20 protein-coding genes are annotated in these 23,932 nt (G+C 74.8%); 9 read left to right on the top strand and 11 right to left on the bottom strand.

Annotation, left to right across the window (positions count from 1 at the left end; genetic code table 11):
• Positions 1-97 precede the first annotated feature (97 nt).
• From ACZ6Y1_RS00435 to ACZ6Y1_RS00450, 4 genes are all read right to left on the bottom strand, one after another.
• Positions 98-1,891 (bottom strand): ABC transporter permease/substrate binding protein, encoded by a 1,794-nt coding sequence (locus ACZ6Y1_RS00435; protein WP_469620095.1) that lies wholly within the window; start codon positions 1,889-1,891, stop codon positions 98-100.
• Entirely contained in the window at positions 1,891-2,940 is a 1,050-nt protein-coding gene (locus ACZ6Y1_RS00440; RefSeq protein ID WP_469620098.1) for a quaternary amine ABC transporter ATP-binding protein, read from the bottom strand. Before ACZ6Y1_RS00440 ends, ACZ6Y1_RS00435 begins: the two co-directional genes overlap by 1 nt.
• Before the next feature lie 394 nt (positions 2,941-3,334).
• Positions 3,335-4,093 (bottom strand): GntR family transcriptional regulator, encoded by a 759-nt coding sequence (locus ACZ6Y1_RS00445; protein WP_469620102.1) that lies wholly within the window; start codon positions 4,091-4,093, stop codon positions 3,335-3,337.
• Between the two features lie 113 nt (positions 4,094-4,206).
• A complete protein-coding gene (locus tag ACZ6Y1_RS00450; RefSeq protein WP_469620104.1) occupies positions 4,207-5,742 on the bottom strand; it encodes an IucA/IucC family protein in 1,536 nt (511 codons plus the stop codon).
• Positions 5,743-5,865: 123 nt separating this feature from the next.
• Between ACZ6Y1_RS00450 and ACZ6Y1_RS00455 the strand changes: the two genes are divergently transcribed.
• Both ACZ6Y1_RS00455 and ACZ6Y1_RS00460 read left to right on the top strand, forming a co-directional pair.
• On the top strand, positions 5,866-7,431 hold the full coding sequence (locus ACZ6Y1_RS00455) for an IucA/IucC family protein (protein ID WP_469620106.1): 1,566 nt from the start codon (positions 5,866-5,868) through the stop codon (positions 7,429-7,431).
• Positions 7,428-8,102 carry a class I SAM-dependent DNA methyltransferase gene (locus tag ACZ6Y1_RS00460; protein WP_469620108.1) on the top strand — a complete coding sequence of 225 codons (675 nt, stop codon included), beginning with the start codon at positions 7,428-7,430 and terminating at the stop codon, positions 8,100-8,102. The genes ACZ6Y1_RS00455 and ACZ6Y1_RS00460 overlap by 4 nt, the downstream gene beginning before the upstream one ends.
• 9 nt (positions 8,103-8,111) lie before the next feature.
• On the opposite strand, the gene ACZ6Y1_RS00465 is transcribed toward ACZ6Y1_RS00460, so the two are convergent.
• Complete coding sequence (locus tag ACZ6Y1_RS00465) at positions 8,112-9,305, bottom strand: cytochrome P450 family protein (protein WP_469620112.1); 1,194 nt, start codon at positions 9,303-9,305, stop codon at positions 8,112-8,114.
• 196 nt (positions 9,306-9,501) lie between these two features.
• Between ACZ6Y1_RS00465 and ACZ6Y1_RS00470 the strand changes: the two genes are divergently transcribed.
• Both ACZ6Y1_RS00470 and ACZ6Y1_RS00475 read left to right on the top strand, forming a co-directional pair.
• Positions 9,502-11,016 (top strand): FAD-binding oxidoreductase, encoded by a 1,515-nt coding sequence (locus ACZ6Y1_RS00470; RefSeq protein WP_469620117.1) that lies wholly within the window; start codon positions 9,502-9,504, stop codon positions 11,014-11,016.
• A gap of 9 nt (positions 11,017-11,025) precedes the next feature.
• Positions 11,026-12,198, top strand: a complete 1,173-nt coding sequence (locus tag ACZ6Y1_RS00475) for a trypsin-like peptidase domain-containing protein (protein WP_469620120.1) — start codon at positions 11,026-11,028, stop codon at positions 12,196-12,198.
• Here ACZ6Y1_RS00475 and ACZ6Y1_RS00480 read toward each other — a convergent pair.
• The 3 genes from ACZ6Y1_RS00480 to ACZ6Y1_RS00490 are packed head-to-tail and all read right to left on the bottom strand — an operon-like array spanning position 12,152 to position 14,034.
• Positions 12,152-12,529 carry a hypothetical protein gene (locus ACZ6Y1_RS00480; RefSeq protein WP_469620123.1) on the bottom strand — a complete coding sequence of 126 codons (378 nt, stop codon included), beginning with the start codon at positions 12,527-12,529 and terminating at the stop codon, positions 12,152-12,154. The two genes, ACZ6Y1_RS00475 and ACZ6Y1_RS00480, sit on opposite strands and share 47 nt — an antisense overlap.
• 30 nt (positions 12,530-12,559) lie before the next feature.
• Positions 12,560-13,087 (bottom strand): HXXEE domain-containing protein, encoded by a 528-nt coding sequence (locus ACZ6Y1_RS00485; protein ID WP_469620126.1) that lies wholly within the window; start codon positions 13,085-13,087, stop codon positions 12,560-12,562.
• Entirely contained in the window at positions 13,084-14,034 is a 951-nt protein-coding gene (locus tag ACZ6Y1_RS00490; protein WP_469620130.1) for an AEC family transporter, read from the bottom strand. Before ACZ6Y1_RS00490 ends, ACZ6Y1_RS00485 begins: the two co-directional genes overlap by 4 nt.
• A 96-nt stretch (positions 14,035-14,130) precedes the next feature.
• Between ACZ6Y1_RS00490 and ACZ6Y1_RS00495 the strand changes: the two genes are divergently transcribed.
• The 4 genes from ACZ6Y1_RS00495 to ACZ6Y1_RS00510 all read left to right on the top strand — a co-directional run bounded on the left by ACZ6Y1_RS00495 (position 14,131) and on the right by ACZ6Y1_RS00510 (position 18,748).
• Complete coding sequence (locus tag ACZ6Y1_RS00495) at positions 14,131-15,480, top strand: sensor histidine kinase (protein WP_469620133.1); 1,350 nt, start codon at positions 14,131-14,133, stop codon at positions 15,478-15,480.
• Positions 15,477-16,157 carry a response regulator gene (locus ACZ6Y1_RS00500; protein WP_469620138.1) on the top strand — a complete coding sequence of 227 codons (681 nt, stop codon included), beginning with the start codon at positions 15,477-15,479 and terminating at the stop codon, positions 16,155-16,157. Before ACZ6Y1_RS00495 ends, ACZ6Y1_RS00500 begins: the two co-directional genes overlap by 4 nt.
• A 294-nt stretch (positions 16,158-16,451) precedes the next feature.
• Positions 16,452-17,513: an alpha/beta hydrolase gene (locus ACZ6Y1_RS00505; protein ID WP_469620142.1), complete on the top strand. Its 1,062-nt coding sequence runs from the start codon at positions 16,452-16,454 to the stop codon at positions 17,511-17,513.
• A complete protein-coding gene (locus tag ACZ6Y1_RS00510) occupies positions 17,510-18,748 on the top strand; it encodes an acyltransferase family protein (protein ID WP_469620146.1) in 1,239 nt (412 codons plus the stop codon). Before ACZ6Y1_RS00505 ends, ACZ6Y1_RS00510 begins: the two co-directional genes overlap by 4 nt.
• Positions 18,749-18,820: 72 nt before the next feature.
• Here the strand turns inward: ACZ6Y1_RS00510 and ACZ6Y1_RS00515 are convergent, their stop codons facing one another.
• Positions 18,821-19,243: a DUF350 domain-containing protein gene (locus tag ACZ6Y1_RS00515; protein WP_469620148.1), complete on the bottom strand. Its 423-nt coding sequence runs from the start codon at positions 19,241-19,243 to the stop codon at positions 18,821-18,823.
• A gap of 96 nt (positions 19,244-19,339) precedes the next feature.
• On the opposite strand from ACZ6Y1_RS00515, the gene ACZ6Y1_RS00520 reads away from it, so the two are divergent.
• Entirely contained in the window at positions 19,340-21,154 is a 1,815-nt protein-coding gene (locus tag ACZ6Y1_RS00520) for a GNAT family N-acetyltransferase (RefSeq protein ID WP_469620151.1), read from the top strand.
• On the opposite strand, the gene ACZ6Y1_RS00525 is transcribed toward ACZ6Y1_RS00520, so the two are convergent.
• Together ACZ6Y1_RS00525 and ACZ6Y1_RS00530 are read right to left on the bottom strand one after the other, a co-directional pair.
• Positions 21,151-23,169 (bottom strand): AMP-binding protein, encoded by a 2,019-nt coding sequence (locus ACZ6Y1_RS00525; protein ID WP_469620154.1) that lies wholly within the window; start codon positions 23,167-23,169, stop codon positions 21,151-21,153. The genes ACZ6Y1_RS00520 and ACZ6Y1_RS00525 overlap by 4 nt on opposite strands.
• 94 nt (positions 23,170-23,263) lie before the next feature.
• Positions 23,264-23,917: a hypothetical protein gene (locus ACZ6Y1_RS00530; RefSeq protein WP_469620157.1), complete on the bottom strand. Its 654-nt coding sequence runs from the start codon at positions 23,915-23,917 to the stop codon at positions 23,264-23,266.
• Positions 23,918-23,932 lie beyond the last annotated feature (15 nt).

Here is a 23,932-nt window from a genome sequence, read left to right on the forward strand (position 1 = left end):
GGGTCGCGCGGGACCGTACGGGTCCCGCGCGCCCCGGCGCCCTCCGCCACGTCAGCGCGGCGTCCTCCGCCACGTCAGCACGGCGTCCTCCGCCACGTCAGCCCAGGGCGTCGGCCTCGGGGTGCTCCTCGAGCCAGGCGCGGACCGCCTGCTGCTCCTTGCCCTTGCCGGTCCGCTGGATCTCCGCCTCCAGGCTGGTCAGCTGCTTCTCGCTGAGCTTGAACGAGCGCAGCCAGGAGGCCACCTCGGGCTCGTCGGCGGCGAAGCCCTTGCGGGCGAGGCTGTGGATGCCGTCGCCCTTGCCCCAGGCCCCCTTGGGGTCCTGCAGCTTGGTCAGCTCGTACGTGGAGTACGCCCAGTGCGGCGACCACAGCACGACCGCCACGGGCTCCTTCTTCTCGTAGGCCCGCTTGAGCTCGGCGAGCATGCCGGGGGTGGAGCCGTCGACGACCTGGTACTCCGAGTCGAGGCCGTACTCCTTGAGGACCTTGTCCTTGAGCGCGCCCATCGCACCCGCGCTGGGTTCGATGCCGATGATCCGCCCCTTGAACTGCCCGGCCCTGCCCTTCAGGTCGGCGAGGGAGCGCACGCCCTCGACGTACGAGGGCACGGTCAGCTCCAGCGAGGTGGGGCCGTACCAGGAGCCGAGGTCCTCCAGCCGGTTCCCGTACTTCTCCCAGTACTGCGCCTGGGTGACGGGCAGCCAGGCGTCGGTCTGGAAGTCGAGCTGCCCGCCCGCGAGCCCGGTGAACAGCGCGCCCAGCTCCAGCTGCTTGGCCTCGACCTTGAAGCCGCGGCGCTCCAGGAGCTCCTTCCAGAGGAAGGTGGAGGCGGTGCCCTCGTCCCACGGGATGTAGCCGACGGACAGGGTGCGGCCCTTGCCGATGTTCGCGGTGCCGGCCGGTCCGTCACCGGTGGAGGACCCGCCGAAGGTGTTCAGGCCGCCCGCGACGAGGGCCAGGACGACGGCTCCGGTGACGGCGAACGCCGGCTGGGGGCGATGGCTCCACAGCCTGGCCGCGCCGGTGGCGGCGGACCGCGCCTTGGCGAGGGCGCGCCGGCCCAGCGGGGAGACCTGGCGGCCGAGCGCCCCGGTCATCCGGTCGAGGTACATGGCGAGGATGACGATGGCGATGCCGGCCTCGAAGCCGAGGCCGATGTCGACGCTGCCGATGGCCCGGTAGACGGCGCCGCCGAGCCCGCCGCCGCCGACCATGCCGGCGATGACGACCATGGACAGGCCGAGCATGATGACCTGGTTGACACCCGCCATGATCGTCGGCAGGGCCAGGGGCAGCTGCACGCGGACGAGGGTGTCGCGCGGGGTGGTGCCGAAGGCCTCCGCGGCCTCGACCAGTTCGGAGTCGACCTGGCGGATGCCGAGTTCGGTCATCCGCACGCCCGGCGGCAGCGAGAAGATGATGGTCGCGATGATGCCGGGCACCACGCCCACCCCGAAGAAGATGATTCCGGGGATGAGGTAGACCATGGCCGGCATGGTCTGCATGAAGTCCAGGGCCGGCCGCAGCAGCGCGCTGACCCGGTCGGACCTGGAGGCCCAGATGCCGAGCGGGATCGCGAACAGCAGCGTGACGAGGGTCGCGACCAGGACCAGGGAGAGCGTGGACATGGCGTCGGACCACAGGCCGACGGAGTCGACGAGTGCGAAGCCCGCGAAGGCCAGCAGGCCCGCGAGCAGCCCGCGCAGCCACCAGGCGCCGAGCGCGAGGATGCCCGCGGACAGCAGGGGGGCGGGGGCGTTCAGGACGGCGTCGATGCCGTCGTAGAGGCCGGTGACGAGCGCGCTGACTGCGTCGAACAGCCAGGACAGGTGGCGCTGGAGGAAGTCGACACCGCTGTCGACCCAGGCGCCGAGGGGCAGGCGGGGCATCAGGCGGCCACCTCCGCGCCACAAGCCATCGGGGGCCGCTGTTCGTCGCCGATGAAGGCGACGAGCCGGTCCTGCGGCACGGAGCCCACGACGGTGCCCGCACCGTCGGTGACGGCGACCGGGTGCGGGACCAGGGCGCTGACCGCGCAGAGGTCGGCGAGCGGGGTGTCGGCGTGGACGGTCGGGCAGCCGCAGGGGGCTGCCTCGGGCTCGTCCATGACGGCTTCGGCCGTGAGCACCCGCGAACGGTCGACGTCCTGCACGAAGGAGGCGACGTAGTCGTCGGCGGGGCGGGTGAGGATGTCCTCGGCGGTGCCCTGCTGGACGATGCGGCCGTCGCGCATGACGGCGATGCCGTCGCCGATGCGCATGGCCTCGTTCAGGTCGTGGGTGATGAAGACGATGGTCTTCTTGAAACGCTTCTGGAGTTCGAGGAGCTGGTCCTGCATGTCGCGGCGGATCAGCGGGTCCAGGGCGCTGAACGACTCGTCCATCAGGAGCAGGTCGGCGTCGGTGGCCAGGGCCCGGGCGAGGCCGACGCGCTGCTGCATGCCGCCGGAGAGCTCGTCGGGCCAGGAGTCCTCCCAGCCTTCCAGGCCGCACAGCGCCAGTGCCTCGGCGGCGCGCCGGTCGCGCTCGGCGCGCGGCACTCCCTGCACTTCGAGGCCGTAGCCGGCGTTCTCCAGGACGTTGCGGTGCGGGAAGAGCGCGAAGTGCTGGAAGACCATGGAGATCTTCGTGGAGCGGACGCGGCGCAGCTCGCCCGCGCTCAGCGCGGTGAGGTCCTGGCCGTCGAAGAGGATGCGCCCCGAGGTGGGCTCCAGCAGTCCGTTCAGCATGCGCAGCAGCGTGGACTTGCCGGATCCCGACAGACCCATGACGACGAAGATCTGGCCGGCTTCGACGCGGAACGAGGCGTCGATCACCGCTGCCGTGGTCCCTTCGGCGCGCAACTCGTCACGGCCGGTGCCGTTTTCGAGCGCGCGGACCGCGTCGCCGGGCCGTCGTCCGAACACCTTGTAGACGTGCTCGGCTTGGAGCGTGGACACATGCACCTCACGGGTCGTACGGGTACGGCGCGCCGGCGGCGCCGGCGGGCCGTAGAGCGGGACGGGATCTGCCCGTGTGCGCCGAGCCGCCGGCACGCATGGCCGGAGGGATCGGTTCCGCTCCACGTCGACCATGCCCCGTGCTCGTTCCCTCAATCAAACTCGGGCGTGATCCTCGTCACTTGTGGGAACCGTAGGCGCTCCGCCGCGGCGGGCACCGGGGACCGGGCGGCCGAGGGCGTGTACGCGCATGCTCCGGACGGGAGTTGCGCCGGGCTCGCGGTGGTCCCGGACCCGCCGGGGGGCCCGGCGCGCCGCCGCCCGGGGCGTGTCGGAAGCCACAGTGCGCGCCGGGCGGCCCGGCGGGGGTCCCGGGCCGGCCCGGGGATGTGAGCTACGTGACGCGGAAGCCGGCGGCGGCGCGGTCGGGGCGGTGGCGGTGCAGGACGAGCCGGTCCCAGGTGGGGAAGGCCAGGTCGGTGACGGCCAGCAGCAGACCGGAGCCGTCGTGCAGGGTGCGGCGGGCGGTCAGGCCGCAGGCCGCGGCGGCGACCGGGGGGTGGGTGGTGCGGGTCATGGTGAGGGTTTCGGTGACCCGGCCGTCCACCGCGGCCCGTTCGAGCCAGTGGTGCACCGTTCGAGGGTCCGCGTCCCCGCCCGCCGCCATCCGGTCGCGGCAGCGGGCGAGTTCGGGGCTGCTGGCGATGGCGCCGGGGCTGACGTAGGTGACGGCGTCGCGCAGCGCCTCGCCCGCGGGGCCGCGTTCGCGGTGGTGGTGCACCAGGGTGCGGTCCCCGCCGCGCATGCCGAGGAGGACGGCGAGCGAGGGCGGGACGGTGACCAGGTCGACCCGGCTCAGGGCGGCCGGGGCGCGGCGCGGCGCGGCCGCCGTCGCGGGCGCCGGCGCCCCGGCCGCAGTGGCGGGTCGCGTCCCCCGGCGTCCGGTGACGACGAGGCCGTCCTCGCGCAGGTGCTGGAGGGCGGCCCTGATGGTCTGCCGGTTGACCTGGTAGCGGGCGGCCAGGGTCCGCTCGGAGGGCAGCCGGGCCCCGGGGATGTGCGCGGTGCGGGCGAGTTCGTGCCGCAGCGCTGCGGCGATCCGCTGGTACTTGGGCATGGCGGCCGGGCCGCCGCTCCGCGAAGGGGAGGGCATGACATCTCCTCTGACGGGGGGTCAGGACTGCGCGGTCTGCCCGACCAACCTAGCATTGGTCTATACCTGTTGGTGAGGGGAGGCCGCCCCCGCCGCCCACCTTGGCCGATTCCTTACTCCGCCCGCAGCGGGTTCGGCAGCGGGATGTAGCGGGCGTCCGCGCCGTCCGCGCGGGTCCAGCGCAGCAGCAGGTTGGTCTTGCCCGGGAGGGACGGGGCCGTGAGGAGATCCGCGATCTCGGGGAGCTCGTGGGCGGCCGCGTAGCGCAGGAACTCCTCCCGCGCGGCCGGCCACAGCCCGGGGGCGGCGTGCGGGTGCCGGTCGGCGAGTTCCGCCGCGATCTCCGTGAGGTGGTTGACCACCAGGCAGTAGACCAGCCGCTGCCAGGCGGCCTCGCGCGGCAGGTCCGGCAGCAGCTTGACGCCCTCCGCGTCCCGGAACAGCGCCTGCACGGGCGTCCCCGCGGCGTCGACCGCGACCAGTGTGTTCTGGAGGTGGGCCTCCAGTACGACCCCGTGCCGCTCGAAGAGCTCCAGCACCGGCGGGACCACCTGGCGCAGGTACGCCCGCCACCAGGCGGCCGGATCGCGCGTGCCGGCCAGCGGGCTCCCCGGATAGCCCTCGGCGAGCGCGGCGGCCAGCAGCGGGGTGGCGCCGGGGACGGTGTGCGCGCGCAGGCCGTCGCGGACCAGTACGGCCAGTTCCTCGAAGGCGAACCGCGCGGTGCGGTACCCGCGGTCGGGGAGCCAGGCCGCCCGCGAGCCCGACCGGCGCAGCTGCGCGAAACCCGCCTCGACCGCCGCGTCGGTGCGGCGCAGTTTCAGCAGGTCGTGCCGCCACAGCCGGCGCACGTCGTTGGTGATCCGCACGTCGAGGCTGAACTTCACGAAGAGGTCCGCCGATGCGTCCGGCGCGTACAGGGTACGGATCGAGGCGGTCGGCCAGGCCGGCCGCCGGCCCTCCCCCAACCGCAGCAGGCGCCCGTCGGCGAAGGCGTCGCGCACCGCGGGCCGGGCGGCGACCAGGTCGAGCTGCCACGGGTGGGCGGGCAGCAGCCGGTATCCGGCGGGCGCGCCCGGCCCGTCGAACAGGCCGGCGAGGGAGTCGACGGCCTCGGCGGCGGCCGGCCCGCCCTCCTCGGCGCACTGGTCCTCGCGCAGCCCCAGGAAGAGCAGCGGGAAGCGGGCGTGGGCCTCCGGCGCCCAGGGCAGCCAGCTCGCGGCCGGGGCCCCGCCGCGGGCCTTGGGGGCGGGGTGGTGCGGATGGCCCATGACGAGGGACTGTTCGGAGAGCAGGTACGGATCCGCCGGGGGCTCGGCGGCCAGACGGGCGGCCAGCAGCGCGGCGATCGTGTCGCGGCTGTCGGCGATCTCGCCGGGGAGTTCGTCGTTCGGGGTACCGGTGAAGCGGCCCAGCTCCTCGGAGGTGAGCTTGACCAGCTCGGTGTGGCCCAGCGGATGCCAGCCTTCCGCGGTGCGCAGTTCCGGGCGCGCGGAGCGGCGCCCGCCGTGGACGCGCAGCAGCCGGCCGCTGCCGCGCAGCCGGTGGACCTCGCCCCCGAGCGGTTCCGCGGCCTCCCTCAGCAGGCAGTTCAGGAGCGGGGTGGTGGCGTACGCGTCGGCGGCGGCGTTGAGGTCCACGGATTCCATTCGGTCTGTCCGGTCCATCCGGTGCGCCGGGGGTTCGCGGGACGCGACCGCCCGGCCGTGATCCTCAGTATCCGCGATGATGAAGTGATCATCCCTTCGAGCCACGATCCGCGGAGCCGCAGCATGTACCTTCCCGCTTCACCGGCCGAAGACGCCGTCGCCGCCGAGCTGGAGGGCGTCCGCCCCGCCCTCTCGGCCGCGTACGCGGACGCGCTGGGCGGGGCCCGGGCGGCGGTGCTGACCCGGCTGTGGCGTGCGCTGGCCTTCGAGCCACTGCCGTGGGTGGTGGGCCGCGAGCGGGGGCCGGGCGGGCTGGCGCTGCTGCTGGAGGGGGGCGCCCGGCTGGAGGGCCCGGCGCCGGACCCGTACGCGACGGCGCCCTACGTCCGCGAGCTGCTGCTCGACGGGCGGCCGTACGGGCAGCCCGCGCGCCTGGTGGCGGCGCTGGGGGTGCCGCACGGGGAGGGCTTCGCCGCCGAACTGGACGGGAGCACGGCCAACCTCGCGCTCTCCCGCGCCGGGCAGCCCCCGGCCGAACGGGACACTCGCGCCCTCAGTACCTGGGAGTGGGAACAGCGGATCGTGGACGGGCACCCGTACCACCCGAACTGCCGCTCCCGGCCCGGTTTCTCGGTGGCCGAGCAGCTGGCGTACGCGCCGGAGCACCGACCGCTGGTGGAGCTCGGGCTGGTGGCCGTACGGGAGCAGGAGTGCCTGCTGACCGGCGGCTGGCCGGACGAGCTGAGGGACGGCGGCCGGATCCTGCTCCCGGTGCACCCGTGGCAGGCGGCGCACACCCTCGGGCACGAGCCGGTGCGGGCCGGTTTCGCGGCGCACCCGCTGATGGCCCTGCGCACGCTGGCGCCCGCCGACGGCGGTCCGCACGTCAAGACGGCGCTGAGCGCCCGGCTGACCTCCTCCGTGCGGGACATCTCCGTCTACTCCATCGAGACGGCGGCGGCCGTCTCCGCCTTCGCCGGGGCCCTCGCGGAGCGGCTCGACGGGCGGCTGCACATCACCCGCACCCTGGGCGCCGCGACCGCGCACAGCCCCGACCTGGCGGCCGTGCTGCGCGAGCCGCCCGAGGCGTACGCGGACGCCGCCGCCGGTGAACGGGTCCTTCCGGTGGCAGCGCTGGCCGCGCTGCCCGAGGCGCGCTCCGCTGCCTGGCGGGCCGGTTTCGCCCGCCTGTCGCTCTCGGTGTGCCTGCGCGTGCTGGAGCTCGGGGTGGCGCTGGAGGCCCACGGCCAGAACCTCCTCGTCGTGCTGTCCGCCTCCGGGGAACCCCTGCGGCTGGTCTACCGCGACCTCGCCGACATCCGGATCAGCCCGGCCCGCCTCGCCCGGCACGGGCTGCCGGTGCCCCCGCTGTCCGGGCGGCTGATCACCGACGACGTGACCGTGCTGCGGCGCAAGCTCTTCGGCTCCCTGCTCGCCGGGGCGCTCGGGGCCACCGCGGGCTCGGCCGCCGCCTTCCGCGAGGACCTCGCCGCGGCCGTCCCGGCCCTGCCGGCCACGGCCGACGCGCAGGCACTGCTCACAGGGCCGCTGCCGGTGAAGGCGCTCACGCTGATGCGGCTGAGCCCCGGCGTTCCGGGGGACCAGTGGGCGGACCTGCCCCATCCACTGGCCGTTCACCGGCCGGGGGATGAACCGGGGCGCCGCGCGGGCTACTGTCCAGGGGCATGACAGGTACCTCGGATCTGAGCTCCGTACGGGCGTCCTACGACTCCGTCGCCGTCGACTACGCCCGTCTCCTCGGCGCGGAGCTGTCCGGCAGGCCCCTGGACCGGGCGATGCTGTCCGCGTTCGCCGAGTACGTACGCGGGGACGGGGCCGGCGAGGGGCGTGGGGACGGCCGCGGCGGCCGCCCGGTCGCGGACGTCGGATGCGGTCCGGGCCGGATGACGGCCCATCTGGCCGGGCTCGGGGTGCCGACCTTCGGCATAGACCTGTCCCCGGCGATGGTGGCGGTGGCCCGGCGGACGTATCCGGGCCTGCGCTTCGAGGTCGGTGCGATGGCGGCGCTGGACGTGGCGGACGGGGTGCTCGGCGGGGTGCTGGCCTGGAACTCCACCGTGCACACCCCGCCGACGGAGCTGCCCGCCGTGTTCGCCGAGTTCGCCCGGGTCCTGGCGCCCGGCGGTCATTTCCTGATCGCCTTCAGGGCGGGCGACCGGCGGGCCCGGCTGGAGCACGCGTACGGGCATCCCGTCGCCTTGGACGTGTACTGGACACCGCCGGAACTGATCGCCGGGCTGCTGGCCGGGGCCGGGCTCACCGAGGTGGGCCGCCTGGTGCGCGAGCCCTTCGGGGACGAGGCGGGTCCGCAGGGCTTCCTGCTCGCCCGCAAGGCCTGATGCCCCGGCTCACCAGCGCAGCGGGAGGCGGCTCACTCCCCTCATGAGGGTGCCCGGAAGCCACCGCAGGGGGCCCGCGTCCGGGTCCTCGGCGAGGTCCGGGAAGCGTTCGAGGAGCGAGCGGATAGCGATCCGGCCCTCCATGCGGGCCAGCGGCGCGCCCAGGCAGAAGTGGATGCCGTGGCCGAAGGCCAGGTGGCTCTGGCCGGTGCGGCGGATGTCGAAGACGTCCGGTCCGGGCTCCGCGAACCGTGCCGGGTCCCGGTCGGCCGCCGCGAGGGCGACCAGGACCGAGGAACCGGCCTCGATGCGGGTGGAGCCGATCTCCAGGTCGGTGCGGGCGAAGCGGTACGTGGCGTGCTGGACGGGGCCGTCGTAGCGGAGCATCTCCTCCACCGCCCCGTCGATGAGGCCGTCCGGGTCGGCGCGCAGGGCCGCCAGCTGCTCGGGGTGCGCGAGGAGGGCCCGTACGCCGTTGCCGATCAGGTTGACGGTGGTCTCGTGGCCCGCCACCAGCAGCAGGAAGGCCATCCCGATCAGCTCGTCGGGGGCGAGCTGGTCGCCGTCCTCGTCGCGCGTGCGGATCAGGGCGCTCAGCAGGTCCTCGCCGGGCTTCTCGGCCTTGGCCCCGACGAGTTCGAAGAGGTACGCGGTCATCTGCTCCATGGCCCGGGGGTCCGGGCCGGCGGGGTCCGCCGAGGTGACGATCTCGCTCGACCAGAAGCGGAAGCGCTCCTGGTCGAGGTCGGGGACGCCGAGCAGCTCGCAGATGACGGTCATCGGCAGGGGCGCGGCGAAGGACCGGATCAGGTCGGCCCTCCGGTCGGGGCGGGCGGCCATCGCGTCCAGCAGCTCGTCGGTCACCTGCTGGACCCGGGGGCGCAGCGCCTCGACGCGGCGGGAGGTGAACTCGCGGGCCACCAGGCGGCGCAGCCGGGTGTGGTGCGGCGGGTCGGACTCCAGCATGTTGCGGTTGGCGGCGTAGGCCTGGGAGGTGTCGAACAGCTCGGATCCGAGCCAGTTCTTGGACAGGGCCGGGTGGTTCAGCGCCTGTCTGGCCTCCTCGTGGCCGACGACCAGCCACGAGCGCTCCCCGCCGATCACTATCCGGTGGACGGGTCCCGCCTGGCGCAGCGCTGCGTAGAAGGGGTAGGGGTCGGCGTCGAACTCCTCGGCGTGCGAACCGAGATCCACAAGAGGCATGCGCGCAGCGTACGGCTGTCCCCCGCCGGGCCGAAGCGGATATCCGGAGCGATGTACGGAGCGATGTCCGAAGTGTTTGTCAGACGAGCCGAAGCGTTTCCTCGGCGGCCGCCGGCGGTGGGCCGTTCGGGCGGCAAGGCCGGTCCGTGTGGGCCCGCCTGCACGGGGATCGGGCCGGGCGGTGGCAGAAGGGAGTATGAGCCTTCCTCGCCGCCGGGTCCTGGGCAGCGCCGCAGCGGCCGTCCTGGCCGGCGTCGGGGCGGTGGGCCGCGGCCCCGACTACGCCGCTCTGGCCCGCGGTCTCGACGGGCGGCTGGTGCTCCCCGGCGACCGGGACTACGCCGAGGCACGGCAGCTGTTCCAGCCCCGCTACGACACCGTCGCCCCGGCCGCGGTGGCCTATCCCGCCCACGCCGCGGACGTGGCGGCCTGCCTCGACTTCGCGCGCCGCTCGGCCGTTCCCGTGGTGCCACGCGGCGGCGGGCACGGTTACGCGGGCTGGTCGACGCGCGCCGGGGGGCTGGTCGTCGACCTCGGGGCCGTGGCCGGGGTGACCGTGGCGGGGGACGGCGTGCGGATCGGCGCCGGGGCCCGGCTCGGGGACGTCAACGCGGCGCTGGCCGCGCGCGGGCTGGGCGTCCCGACCGGGCTGTGCCCCTCCGTCGGCATCGCCGGCCTCGCCCTGGGCGGCGGTCTGGGCCTGGCCTCGCGGTCGTACGGCGCCACCTGCGACCGGCTGACCGGGGCCACGGTCGTCACCCCCGACGGGGCCGTCCGCGAGGCCGGCCCGGATCGGGAGCCCGAGCTGTACTGGGCCCTGCGCGGCGGCGGGGGCGGCAACTTCGGGGTGGTCACCGAGTTCCGGTTCCGCACGCATCCGGTGGCCGACGCGGCCTTCGCCGAACTGCACTGGACGGGGGCCGACTCGGCGGCGGTGCTGCGGGGCTGGCAGCGCTGGCTCACGGCGCTGCCCGACCCGTTCTGGAGCCAGGTGGAGTTCACCGCCGGCGCCGGCCCGGGGGCCGACGGCGTGCCCGCGCTGCGCGTGGTGTGCCTCGACGGGCGGCGCGAGCTGGAGCGGGAGCTCACCCGGCTGACGGACCTGGTCGGCAGGCCGGTCCGGGACGACTGGATCGTCGTACGGGGGTACGGGGACACGGTGCGGGCCATGGCGGGCTGCCTGGAGCGGAGCGCGCAGGAGTGCCGGCTGCCGGGGGTGCTGCCGGGCCGGGGCCCGGGCGGACGACTCGGCCGGGAGTCGTACGCCGCCCGCTCCGACTTCTGGACGGGCGCCGGACTGCCGGACGCGGCGATCGGCGCGGTGCTCGGCGCCCTGCGGCGCCATCGGTCGGCGGCGCCCCGGGGCGGGCTGGCGGTGGTGCAGTTCGACGGGGTCTGCGGCGGGGCCCTGAACCGGGTCCCGGCCGGCTCGACCGCGTTCGCGCACCGCGCCGCCGCCTTCCTCGGCCAGTACCTCGTCTCCTGGCCCGGGTCGGCCCCGGCCGCCGAGGTGGCCCGGCGCCAGGACTGGCTCGACGGGCTGTGGCGGGACCTGCGCCCGTGGGCGAGCGGGAGCGCGTACCAGAACTACAGCGACCCGAGGCTGACCGGCTGGCGCGAGGCCTACTACGGGCGGAACCTCGCCCGGCTGGAGGCGGTCCGGCGCCGCTACGACCCCGACCGGCTGTTCCGTTTCCCCCACGCCCTCTAGGAGCTGCGCATGGTGCTACGTACGTTGACGACGGCCGCTGCGGCGGCCGCGCTGCTGGTGCCCGGCGGGCGGCCGCCCCTGGCCGCGGCGGAGCACGCCGTCGCCGTCCCGGAGGCCGTGACCGCCGGCCGCTGGACCGCCCGGGCGGCGCGGTCCTTCTGGACGCCCGAACGCATGGCCTCCGCGGTCCCGCTGCCCGACGGCCCGTCCGCGAGCGCGGCCGACGCCGCCCCGGGGACGGTCCCGGCGGCGACCCCCGGCCGCCCCGCCCGCGCCCCGGCTCCCGAGGCCACGCCCTCACCGGCTCCCGCCCCGGCTCCGGACCACGAACCGCCCCCGGTCCCGGACGTGGACCCGCTCCCCGGTCCGCTGCCGGTCCCGGACGTGGACCCGGACGTCGAAGCGGTGAACCCGCCCCCGATCCTGGACCCGGCCTCGCCCCGCCTGCCGGCCCCGGGCCCCGGCGTCGGTCAGGACTTCAACGGCACTCCGGTCGTCGGCAGGATGTACCTCGTCAAGGGCGGCGGCGCGTACTTCTGCACGGCGAGCGTGGTCGCCTCCCCCGGCCGCGACCTGGTGATGAGCGCGGCGCACTGCCTGACCGGGTCGGACTACCAGCAGGTGGCCTTCGTACCGCAGTACACGCGGGCCAGCCCCCAGCCGTACGGCATGTTCCCGGTGCGGCGGACCGCCGCGGGGAAGTCCAGGATCTGGATCGATCCGCGCTACCGCTCGCAGGGCGTCAACCGGGCCGCCGCCCTCGACGTGGCCTTCGCGCAGGTGGGGCCGGACGCCGACGGGCTGCCGGTGGAGGACGTGGTCGGCGGTAACCGCCTGGTGACCGGAGCCGGTTACGCGCACCCCAAGGTGACGCTGATCGGCTACCCGGCCTCGGCCGCCCGGCCGCGGCTGTGCGTGAACCGGACGACGAAGTTCACCAGCTCGGACGCGGACATCCCCGGATCGTTCCTGCGCATCGACTGCACCGGCTATCCGGGCGGGACCAGCGGCGGCCCGTTCCTCAGCCGGTACGACGCGCGGACGGGAACCGGTGACGTGATCGGCGTCATCGGCGGCTGGAAGACCGGCGGGGACACCGCCGACACCTCCTACAGCTCCTACTTCGGCACGGCCGTCAGGAAGTTGTACGAGAAGGCGGTTGCCGAGGCGAAGGCGGGCTGATCGGCACCCGCACCCAGCGGGTGCGGCGCGGGTTGCCGACCGTGCGCGGGGCCGCGGGCAGCCCGTCGGCGGTCAGCGGGTCGGCGGGTGCGAGGCCGAGCCGGCGCCGCAGGTCGGCGAGGGCCGCGTGGACGGGCGCGAGGACGACCTCCGCGCCGGGGTCGATGTGCGCGAGGGCGTGCGCGGTGGTCTCGATGGCTTCCGCGGCGTCCTCGGCGGCGCCGCGGCTCCACCCCCCGTGCAGGGCGCTGTCGTAGAGGTGGCAGGCGGCATCGGCGACGGCGTCGGCCCGTTCACCGACACCCGGCGCCGCGATGGTCGGCAGTTCCATACCGGGTCAACGAGCCGGTCCCGCCGGAGGCTACGACCGGATCCGGCGGGCCACCGCGTGCGCGGCCACCGTGGCCGCCCCGGCCACGGCCAGGGCCCGGACCAGGTCCGCCGGCCGCGTGGGGCGCAGCACCCCGGCCCGGCGCAGCCGTCCGCGCGCCCACAGGGTGAAAGGGATGACGAGCAGCGGTGAGGTGACCACCCCGGGCGTGTAGCCGCGGGTCGCGGCGGCCTGCGCGAGGTGGACGAGGCCGTGCAGCCCGAATCCGTTGAGGGAGTCCTGGTAGAAGGCCGAACGCCCGCCCGTGCGGTGGCCGTCCGCGGCGGCGGCCGCGACGACGAGTCCCATGACGCCGACGGCGGTGGCGAACTCGCGGCCGTCCACGGATCCGAGGCTCTGCAGGACCCGGTCGGGCAGGCGGGGACGGCGTTCCCGCAGCACCGGGACCCGGGTGCGCGACCAGCGGGCCATGGTGGCGACCTCTTCGAGGTCGTGCACGGCCCAGGCGGCGAACAGTCCGAGGGTGGCGGCGCCCGCCGGTAAGGAGATTCGTGTCATGGGACGACAGTCTGCAGCCAGAGCGGCAGCAGCAGGAGGGAGATCACCGAACTCTTGATCACGAGGGAGGCGGAGAGGTCGACGCCCACGTCGTAGCGCTGGGCGAAGATGAAGAGGTTCTGCGGGGTGGGCATCGCCGCGATCAGGACCAGGTACGCCAGCCACTCGCCCCGCACCCCGAACAGCCACCCGCACACCGCCCAGGCCAGCAGCGGGAATGCCAGGCACTTGAAGCCGATCAGGGCGAGCTCCTCGCGGGTGGTTCCCCGGATGTCCAGCCCGAGGCCGCCGAGGTGGAGGCCGAGGGCGAACAGCGCCACCGGGGAGGCGCTGTCGCCGACGAAGGCGGCGGCGTCCAGGACCACGGAGGGCACGTGCACGGACAGCAGGTTGAGCAGGATGCCCGCGTTGCAGGAGAGGACCAGGGGCGTGGCCAGCGAGGCGCCGACCGCGCGCCCGAGGCGCCGGCCGGGGCCGCCGCCCGTGGTGGGGTCGGCCCGGCCCAGTTCCATGAGCGAGATGACGGCCAGGGACAGGACGCAGACCTGGAAGAGCAGGATCGGGAAGATCGGCGCGGCGGTCCCGAAGACGGTGATGAAGACGGGGACGGCGAAGTAGGCGGTGTTGACCTGCACCCCGGCCATCACGCGCAGGGCGACGGCGCGCGGCTCCCGCACCGAGCGGGCGACCGACGCCACCGCGACGAGGGCCACCGCGAGGGCGGCGGCGGTGGCGTAGCCGCTGATCGACCGCCAGTCGAAGAGGGCGCCGAGGTCGCTGGCGTAGATGTTGCCGAAGAGGTAGCAGGGGACGGCGAAGAGGAAGGCGTAGTCGGAGAAGGCCTTGGACGCCTCCGCCGGAACGGTCTTGCGGCGGGCGAGCAGCACCCCGCCGCCGAAGGCCAGCAGCACCGGCAACAGCTTCTCCAGCGCGGCTGCGCCACCCATGCGTACCGGACTCCCCCGTGATCGACCGGCCAGCAGCCTACCCGTACCCGCGGTTCCCCCCGGGTCCGGTCCGCGGGCGCATAGGCTGGACCGATCATGAGCGACAGACCCCGCGTCCGGCCGGGCCGCCGGAACCGTGAACGCCCCCGCGAGACCGGGGCCGCCGGGCCCGGCTCGCTGGCCCGGCTCGGCGTCATGCTGCGGACGCCGGCCCGGGAGGGGGAACCCCTGCTGGCGCAGGCTCCCAAGGCCTGGCAGCGGATCCTGCCCTTCGCGGCCGTCGGCGCGTTCGTGGTGTCGCTGCTGCCCGTGACCATCACCGTCCTGACCGTCGACTACGGGCTGGGCGGCGGCTGGTCGGGGGCGCTGGGCGTGGCGCAGACCGTGCCGCTGCTGCTGGCCGTGACCCGGCCGGTGCGGGCCTGGGCGGTGGTCCTGCTGGCGGACACCACCGGCGCGCTGCTGCTGACGCATGCCGAAGAGGTCGCCTCGCACCCGTGGCCGTGGCCGCCGATGACCATCGTCGGCTACCTGCTGCTGATGGCGTGCCTGGGGCTGCGCGAGTCCGTACGCACCATGGTCGGAGTGTGGCTGGCGACCGGCGCGGTCGGGTTCACGCTCGAACTCCTGCGGCCCACGGGCACGTCGACCACCTCCGCCCTGCTCTTCGTGCTGGCCGGGGTGGTGCTGGCGCTGACGGGCGCGCTGCGCGGCTACGGCGACGCCCAGCGGAGGATCGCCGAGCAGGAGAGCATCAGCGAGGCGGAGCGGGCCCGGCGCACCCTGCTGGAGGAACGGGCCAGGATCGCACGTGAGTTGCACGACGTGGTGGCCCACCACATGTCGGTGATCACCGTGCAGGCGGATTCGGCTCCGTACCGGCTGCCGGGCATGGCGGAGCCGGTGCGGGAGGAGTTCGCGGCGATCGCGGCGAGTGCGCGGGAGTCCCTCGGCGAGATGCGGCGCCTGCTGACCGTGCTGCGCGGCGACGGCACCGAGCGCGCCGAGGGCGAGAAGGCCCCGCAGCCGGGGATCGACCGGCTCCAGCAGCTGGTGGAGGCGACCGTACGGGCGGGCCAGCCGGTGGAGTTGTCCCTGTCGGCGGACGCGGCCGGGGCGGCCCGCACGGCGCCGCCGGCCGTGGACCTGTCGGCGTACCGGATCGTGCAGGAGGCCCTGGCCAACGTGGTGCGGCACGCTCCGGGGGCGGCGACACGGGTCTCGGTGACGGTGGACGCGGACGAGGTGCTGGTGCTCGTGGTCAACGGCCCCGCCAGGGGCGCCGCGGTGGCGCTGGAGAGCTCGGGCACCGGGCACGGTCTGGTGGGGATGCGGGAGCGCGTACGGTTGACCGGCGGGACCCTCGACACCGGCCCGCTGCCCGACGGCGGCTTCCGGGTGGCGGCCCGCCTGCCCCTGAACGACGCTACGCGGGAGACGACTTGACCATCCGGGTGCTCATCGTCGACGACCAGGCCATGGTGCGGGCGGGGTTCGCGGCCCTGCTGTCGGCGCAGGCGGACATCGACGTGGTGGGCGAGGCCCCGGACGGCCGCCAGGGGGTTCAGGTCTCGCGTTCCACGCATCCCGACGTGGTGCTCATGGACGTACGGATGCCGGAGATGGACGGGCTCAGCGCCGCGCGGGAGCTCCTCGATCCCCCGCCGGGGGTGGTGCACCGGCCGAAGGTGCTGATGCTGACCACCTTCGACATCGACGACTACGTGTACGAGGCGCTGCGCGCGGGCGCCTCCGGCTTCCTGCTGAAGGACGCCCCGCCGGCCGACCTGATCTCGGCGGTCCGGGTCGTCGCCTCGGGCGAGGCCCTGCTGGCCCCGTCGGTGACCCGCCGCCTGATCGCCGACTTCGTCCGGCGGCGGCCGGCCCCGCGCAAGGACCCCGCGCTGCGGCTGAACGGTCTCACCCCCCGCGAGACCGAGGTACTGGAACTGATCGCGCGCGGCCTGTCCAACCAGGAGATCGCCGGCCATCTCGTCCTCGCGGAACAGACGGTGAAGACCCACATCGGCCGGGTCCTGGCCAAACTCGGCCTCCGGGACCGCGCCCAGGCCGTGATCTTCGCGTACGAGGCGGGCCTGGTCCGCCCGGGCGGCGCCGGCTGACGGGACCGTCCCCGCTCACGCCTCAACCCGGCGAGCGGCCCGGCGACTTCGAGCCCGGTGGGGAGTACTCCTCGCACACCGGCCCCTCGTCTCACACCCGGCTGCCCAGCACCCGCGGGGGCTTCCGGCCCTCCCGGAGGGCCTGGGCCGCCGGCGCCGTTCGGGCAACGTCTCCTCCACCCCCTACCGGGGTATGACATCCGACTTGGCTCCCCGGTGCGACGCCGGCCCCGGTACCGCGTTCCTACCTTCCTCCCCGTCACGAGAGCTCGCCACGAGGAAGGGAGAAGGGGCATGCGCCGCTTCGGGAGGACGATGGTCACGGCCGCGGTGGCGGTGGCCGTCGTCGCGGGGACCGCCGGATGGGCCGCCGGGGAGGGCCAGGCGGCCGTCACCGGGCCGCCGCCGGGCGCCGCGGCCTGGCGGGCGGACTCCGTGCACGGCAGGGCGCTGCCCGATCCGGCGGGCGCCACCCCGGCCGAGGTGGCCCGGTTCTTCGCCGGGCTGGACGACGCCGCGCGGCAGGCGCTCGTACGGGCTCACCCGCTGGTGCTGGGGAACCTGGACGGGGCGCCCCTCGCCCTGCGGTACGAGGCCAACCGGATCGCCGTCGAGGCCACGGGCGAGGCCCGGTACGCCTCCCTCGCGGCGCCGGGCCGCCAGGTCCTGGCCTTCGATCCGCGCGGCCGGGGGCAGGTCGCCGAGGTGTTCGGGGACATGGAACGGGCGCGGCACGTCTCGGTGGTGGTGCCCGGGTCGGACAACGACGCCACCGCCTACGACGCGGTGCGCCGAGCCCACACCGGTCCGGCCGGGATGGCCCGTGCCCTGCGCGCGGCCGCCGGGAGCGGGGGCAGCGGCTCGGGGGATCCGGCCGTGATCGCGTGGACCGGTTACACCACCCCGGCCGGTGCCGGCTGGGACGTGGCCGACGGCCGGCTCGCCGCGGCGGGCGCACTCCGGCTGGCCCGGTTCACCGCGGGGCTGGACGCGGTCGGCGTGCCCGACCCGGTGCTGTTCTGCCACAGCTACGGCTCGGTGGTCTGCGGGCTCGCCGCCCGGCACACCGACGCCACCGACATCGTCGCCTTCGGCTCCCCCGGCATGCGCGCCGCCACCGCCGCCGCCCTCGGCACCCGCGCCCGTGTGTGGGCGGCCCGGGGCCCCTCCGACTGGATCGCCGACGTGCCGAACGTCCGGTTCGGCGGGATCGGCCACGGCACGGACCCCACCTCCCCGGCCTTCGGCGCGCGCCGCGTTCCCGCCGCCGACGTACAGGGCCACACCGGCTACTTCGCGCCCGGCACCCAGTCCCTGGCGGCCTTCGCCGCCATCGCGAGGGGAGAGGTCCGATGAGCACCCTCACCGCTTTGAGGCGGGCCGCCGAGCGGATCGACCGGCGGACTCCCGCCCACCGCGACCGGGCGGTCGACGGACTGCGCGCCCTGGCGCTGCTGGCCGTGCCGACCGGTCACTGGCTGCTCGGCGGTTTCACCCTCGACGCGGACGGCGGCCTGCACAACGCCAGCCCCCTGTCTGCCTTCGGCGCGCTCGCCCCGGCGAGCTGGGTGCTCCAGATGCTGGGCATCTTCTTCCTGGTCGGCGGGTACGCCTCGGCGCTCTCCTTCAACCGCCGCAAGGGGTCGACGGGTGCCTGGCTGAAGGGCCGGATCGTGCGGCTGGGGCGGCCCGTGCTCGGGGTGACCGCCGTGTGGGCGCTGGCCGCACCCCTGCTGTACGCGGCCGGGGTGCCGGAGGCGACGCTGCGGACCGGGGCGACGCTGGTGATCCAGCCGCTGTGGTTCGTCGGGGTGTACGTGGTGATCACTGCGCTGACCCCGTATTGCGTGCGTGCGTCGCACCGGCTCGGCGGCTGGGCGGCGGCCCCGCTGCTCGGTGCGGTGGCCGTGGTGGACTTCCTGCGCTACGGGCCGCTCTCCGGTTCCGTGCCGTCCTGGGTATCGCTGCTGAACATCCTGCCGGGCTGGCTGTTCGCGTACCAGCTGGGCGTCTCGTGGGGCGAGCGGCGGATCGGGCGGCGCGGGGCCTGGCTGCTGCTGGCCGGCGGGACGCTGCTGTTCGCCGCACTGCTGGTGGTCTTCCACTACCCGGCGTCGATGGTGGGCGTACCGGGCGCGGCGCGCACCAACTCGCACCCGCCGTCGCTGCTGGTGCTGGCCCTGGCGTCGGCCCAGTCGGGGGCGGCGGTCCTGGTGCGCGACCGGCTGGCGGCCCTGCTGGCGCGGCCCGCCGTGTGGGCCCCGGTGGTCGTGGTCAACCTGTGCGCGATGACGATCCTGTGCTGGCACCAGACCGCCATGCTGGCGGCGGCCGTTCCCGGTTCCTTCGTGGGCGGGGCGGCCGGGCCGGCGGGGCTGGCGGGGCTGACCACGGCCCCGGACAGCCTGGGGTGGATCGCGGCGCGGGTGGCGTGGATGCCGGTGTTCGCGGTGCTGCTGGTGGTCATCGCCCGGTACGCGCGCCGGTTCGAGGAGGCGCCGCGGGCCGTGCGGGAGGGCCGGGCCGTGCGGCGGACCGTGGCGGGGCTGCTGGCGGCCGGGTTCGCGGTGTTCGCGCTGGGCCTCGCGTAGACGTCCGCGGATACGTCGAGAGCGCCGCTCCCCTCGGGGAGCGGCGCTCTCGACATCCCGTACGCGAGCGTGTCAGGCGATCGAGGCGGCGACGATGGCGGCCACGGCGAGGTTGCAGGAGGCCGTGACCCAGACCGCCGGGTGCGGCTCCGGGTCGACCACGATGGCGCCGAGCTTGCCGGGGGTGACCAGGTCGAGGACCAGGAAGGCCACCGCCATCAGGACCAGGCCGAGCAGGCCGAAGGCCGCCGTGGACAGCAGGCCCTTGCCGAAGTCGTCGTAAGTGGTCCAGATCGAGGTGAAGACGATGCCGCCGATGCCCAGCAGCGCGGAGCTGAGCATGATGGCCGCGTTGCGGTTGCGCTCTTCCCAGATCTGCTTGGGCAGCTTGCCGGGCGTCAGCACGTCGACGAGGACGATCCCGAGGATCAGCAGGACCAGGCCGAGGGCACCGTAGGCGCTGGTGCGGCCAAGTCCGTTGACGATGTCGCTCATTGAGAAGCCTGTCTCCGCGGGGGTGGGATAAGTATGTGCCGTGGGCTGGCCGAATGTATCGCACAGCCCTACGGCAGACCATGGGGAGGTCGGCAATTGGTAAAGGTCAGGCCCGCGCGTGCGGACGAGGCCGAGGCCCTGACGGGGCTGGTGATGCGGTCGAAGGCGCACTGGGGGTACGACGCCGGCTTCCTCGCCGCGTGCGCCGGCGAACTGCGGATCCGGGCCGGGGAGGTGACCGCCCGCAGGATCGTGGTGGCCGAGGACGGGGGTGGGACGGTGCTCGGGCTCGCCTCCCTGGAGGGCGCTGCCCCGCACGCCGTCCTCGGGCTGCTCTTCGTGGAACCGGCGGCCATCGGGCGGGGCGTGGGGCGGCTGCTGTACCGGGACGTGCTGCGGCGGGCGTTGGAGCTCGGAGTGCGCCGACTGGCGATCGGCTCCGACCCGCACGCCGCCGGGTTCTACCGGGCCATGGGGGCCCGGGCCGTGGCGGGCGGCCCGGGCGCGGGCAGCGGCCCGGGCGCGGGCACCGGCGCGGGCGGGAGCACGGACCCCAACACCCTCGTGCCCTTCGAGGTCACCCCCGTCCCGCTCGCCGCCTGGGCCCGGGAGTGGACCGGCGGCGGCCGGGCCGTGCACCTGGGCAACGTCGCCGAGTACAACGTGCAGTTCGCCGACGCCACCTTGGACCGGGAGCAGCGGCCCGCCCACCACTACGCGTCCCTGGCCGCCTTCTACAGCCCCGAACCGGCCGTGCTGGTGCTGCCCAAGGCGCTGCCCCGCGGCTGGACCGACCTCGTGGGCCGCCAGCTGGGCTGGTCGGGGGTGGAGGTGTACGACGGACTGGTGGAGCGGGGCCCGGGGCTGCTCGACGCCGTACGGGCACGGCCGGCGCTCGCCGCACGGCTGACGGGGGCCGGGCTGCCGCTCGTACCGTGGGGGCTGACGAAGGCGTACGGGGAGCTGACGGGCCGGCCGTGGCGGCCCCTGGAGCTGCGGTACGAGTCGAAGGCCGCGGCGCACGGGCTGTTCGGCCGGATCCTGGCGGAGGGCGGGCATCCCGGCATCGTCCTGCCCGCGCAGTGGTGGGCGGCCACCCGGCGGGCGGCGGTCCGGCTGCTGTCCGCCCGGGCGGAGGCGGGCGAGAGTACCGTTCTGAAATCGGAGCACGGTGTCGGCGGCTCGGGCACGACGGTGGTCACCCCCGAGCGGCTGCGGGCGGCCGGCGGGGCCCGTGCCCTGCTGCGGCGGCTGCCCCGAGGACCGCTGCTGGTGGAGGAGCACGTCGAGGACCCGGCCGGGGACGACGGCCCGCGCGACCTCACCTACGACGGCTTCGTGGGATCCGACGGCCGCGTCCACGAGGTCGGCGGGGCGGTGATGGAGGTGCGGGACGGCTGCTACGCGGGCGCCACCGTCGGGCCCGGGGTGGTGCCGGCGTGGGCCGGGAAGGCTCTGACCGCCTTCGGCACGGCGGTGGGCCGGGAGCTGGCGGCCTCCGGCTACCGGGGCTGGTTCGACGTGGACTTCGTCGCCGCCCCGGGGCGGCGGCTCGCGCCGACCGAGACGAACCTGCGGCTGACCGGGCCGTCCGTCGCCTTCATGGTGGCGGCCCGGCTCGACGCGCTGCGGGGCGCGGGGCACCTCGTTCGGATCGTCGACCGGGTGGAGCTCGGGGCGCGGCTGCCGGAGGCGCAGCTGGACGAGCTGTGCACGGACCTGGCGCGGGCCTGCGCCGGGCTGGGGGCGCTGTTCGTCCCGGCCATCGCGACCGCGGCCTTCGACCCGGCGCCCTGGCTCGGCGCGCTGGTGGCCGCGCACAGCGCGGAGGTCCTGGACGCGGCGGAAGCGCTGGTGCGGGCCGGGGCGCTGGCGGTGGGCACCCCTTTCGGCCCGCCCCTGGCTCCCTAGGCCTTCTCCTCCGGGTCGAAGTGGAAGGGGTCGTCCGGCTTCCTGGCGAGGAACAGGGCCACGATGAGGCCCGCGATCATCAACGGGACGTTGAAGAGGTAGACGAGGAGGGCCTGTTGCGGCCAGTCCTGCTTGGCCGCCAGCCGGTAGAGGTTGTCCTGCGGCCACCAGGCCAGGAGGAGGTAGCTCGCGGCGAGGTGGGCCGCCCTGGTGTGCCGCCGGCTCAGCTTGCGGTGCTTCATCCTGCGGTGCCCGTTGATCAGGAACAGCACTCCGGCGCCGAAGGCGAGCACCTCGCACACGTAGAGGAGGAAGAAGAGCGTCGACCACGGGAACGGCACCCCGCTGAGGTCCGTCGAGCCGGGCCACAGCACGTTGGTCAGCAGCATCGCGACGAAGCCCACTACCGCCGCCATGCAGCCGAAGGCGCAGCCGCCGGGACTCCCGGCTGCCTGGGCGACGCCGCCGAACTTGTTGGGCCGTGCCACCGATTGGGGGACGTGCCGTGCGGGCAGCGGCAGAGCCGTCCGGTCCTCCTGTCCGGCCCGGCCTCGCGGCAGGGCGCGCAGCTTGATGACGCTGCGCGGGGTCTCCTCCTTGGGCACCACTCCCGCGAGGTGGTCGCGCAGCCCCCCGATGTCCGGCAGCGCGGCGGCCGCGTCCCAGGCGATCTCGTCACCGGGCGGCGGGGCGACGTACGCGACGAGGCGCCGCTCCCCGGTGGCGACCTCGACGGCGGTCACGGCGGCCCGCCCGACGCCGGGGTGGCTGCGGATCGCGGCCTCGACGGGGTACGGGTCGAGGGTGCCTCCGGGCACGCCGATCCGGTCCCGGAGCCGGCCGCGGAACTCCAGCAGCCCGTCCGGGCGGAGCAGCCCGAGGTCTCCGGTGGGGATCTCGTCACCGCCGCCGGGCGGCGTGAGCCGTATCTCCCCCTCCTGGACGCGGACCCCGACGCCGGGGAAGGGGACGCCGAGCAGCGAGAGCCCGTACGGTTCGTCGACCGGGCCCCGCAGCTGCGGTAGTTCGAAGTGGGCGGCGATTCCGGCCGTCTCGGCCAGGCCGTAGACGCTGAGCACCCGTACGCCCGGCCGCAGCCGCGACTGGAGGGCGTCCAGCTCGTCGAGGAAGACCCGGTCCCCCGTGAGGGCGAGCAGGCGCAGGGACCCGAAGCCCGCCCCGAGCGTGCCCCGGCTCCGCGGCACCCCGGGTGCGGGTTTGGACGCGCGTACGAGGAGCCGTTCGGCGGAGGCCGGGTCGGTGTGCAGGACGGAGACCCGCTCGCCGTCGACCGCCCCGCGCAGGTCCTCGGGCTTCCAGGGGGAGATGACGGGGAGGACGAGGGTGCCGCCGGAGCACAGGGCCCGGGTCCAGCCCGCGGCGAAGTCGGTGAGGGCCGCTCCGGCGGTGATCAGGTGTCGGTCCTCGGGGGCGGGCCGGGCCACTTCGGCCCACGCCTCGTACGCGGCGAGCAGCGTCGTGTGGCTGGTCGGTACGGCTCGCGGCTCCGAGCCCCCGGTGAAGAGGACCGCGGCCGTCCGGGCGGGCCCCGGGGCGTCGGGCGGCCCGGCGGGCTGTCGCGCGATCGCGGCGGTCTGCTCCTCCAGGCGGATCACCCGCAGGCCGTTCCCGTTGTCGAGGGCCGCTGCCTGCGCGGCCCGGGTGAGCAGCGCGAAGGGTTCGACGGCGGCGAGCTGGAGCCGTCCGGTGCGCGGGGTGTCGACGTCGACGACGGTGTAGGAACCGCCGGCCTTGAGGACGGCGAGGACGGCGATGAGGAGTTCGGCCTGGCGGGTGGCGCCGATCGCGACGAGGCCGCCGGGCGGCAGTCCGGAGGCGAGCAGGTGGTGCGCCGTCCGGTTGGCGTCCGTGTCGAGCTGCTCGTAGGTGAACGTCTCGTGCCCGGCGACGACGGCGAGCCCGTCGGGTGTTTCGCGGGCCCACTGCTCGAAGCGGTGCAGGACTGTCTCGGTGGTGCTCCTGCCGATGCGGACTGACTCGGATCCCTGCGTCATGGACCGATGATGCCACCGGGCACCGACAGCGGGCGGAAGTCGGCGATTTCGGCGCAGGGAACGCCGGTTGGGCGTTCCCTCCGCGGGCGGCGGGTCAGTTCGTGGCGCCGTACCAGGTACCGTCACGCCCGCCCATGCCGGTCTTGACGGTCGAGTTGTGGCTGCCGCTGCAGTCGCTGCTGCTGTAGAGGTAGAGGGTCGGGCCGGAGTTCCACCACCAGCCGTTGAACTGCGTCTCCCAGCCGGGCGTCGACCAGCAGGGATCCTTCAGAAGGCCTTCCTGGTTGTAGCCGACGACCCGCACGGAGTTCGCGACGTGCTGGTTGTCGAAGAACTCGATCTGACGGTTGATGTTGGTGAGTGTGGTGTTGCCCGGGCGTCCGATCGCCTGCCAGTCGTTGCTGGAGGTCACGGGGATGTTCACGGACCACTGATAGCTGCTGTTGGCGGTGTTGTTGTTGCTGCAGTTCGTGGAGTTGTCGTACCAGTAGACCGTCATGCTGTCCCGCCACCACCAGCCGGAGATCCAGGTCTGGTACCCCGAGACGGAGAAGCACTGCCGGACGGGGTTGCCGTCCTGGTCGTTGCCCCGGACCAGGAAGGTCTTCGCGGTCCCGCCGTTGTCGAGGACCATGATCTGCTGGCCCCTGCTGCCCGCGTGGGCACTGCCGGCAGTGGCCAGGCCGACGGTGAGGGCGAGGCCCAGGGACCCGACGATGGCTGCGATCTTGTGGCGCACGGTACTCATGGTTCCCCCGAGGAT

This window comes from Streptomyces sp. NPDC053432 (assembly GCF_055585365.1).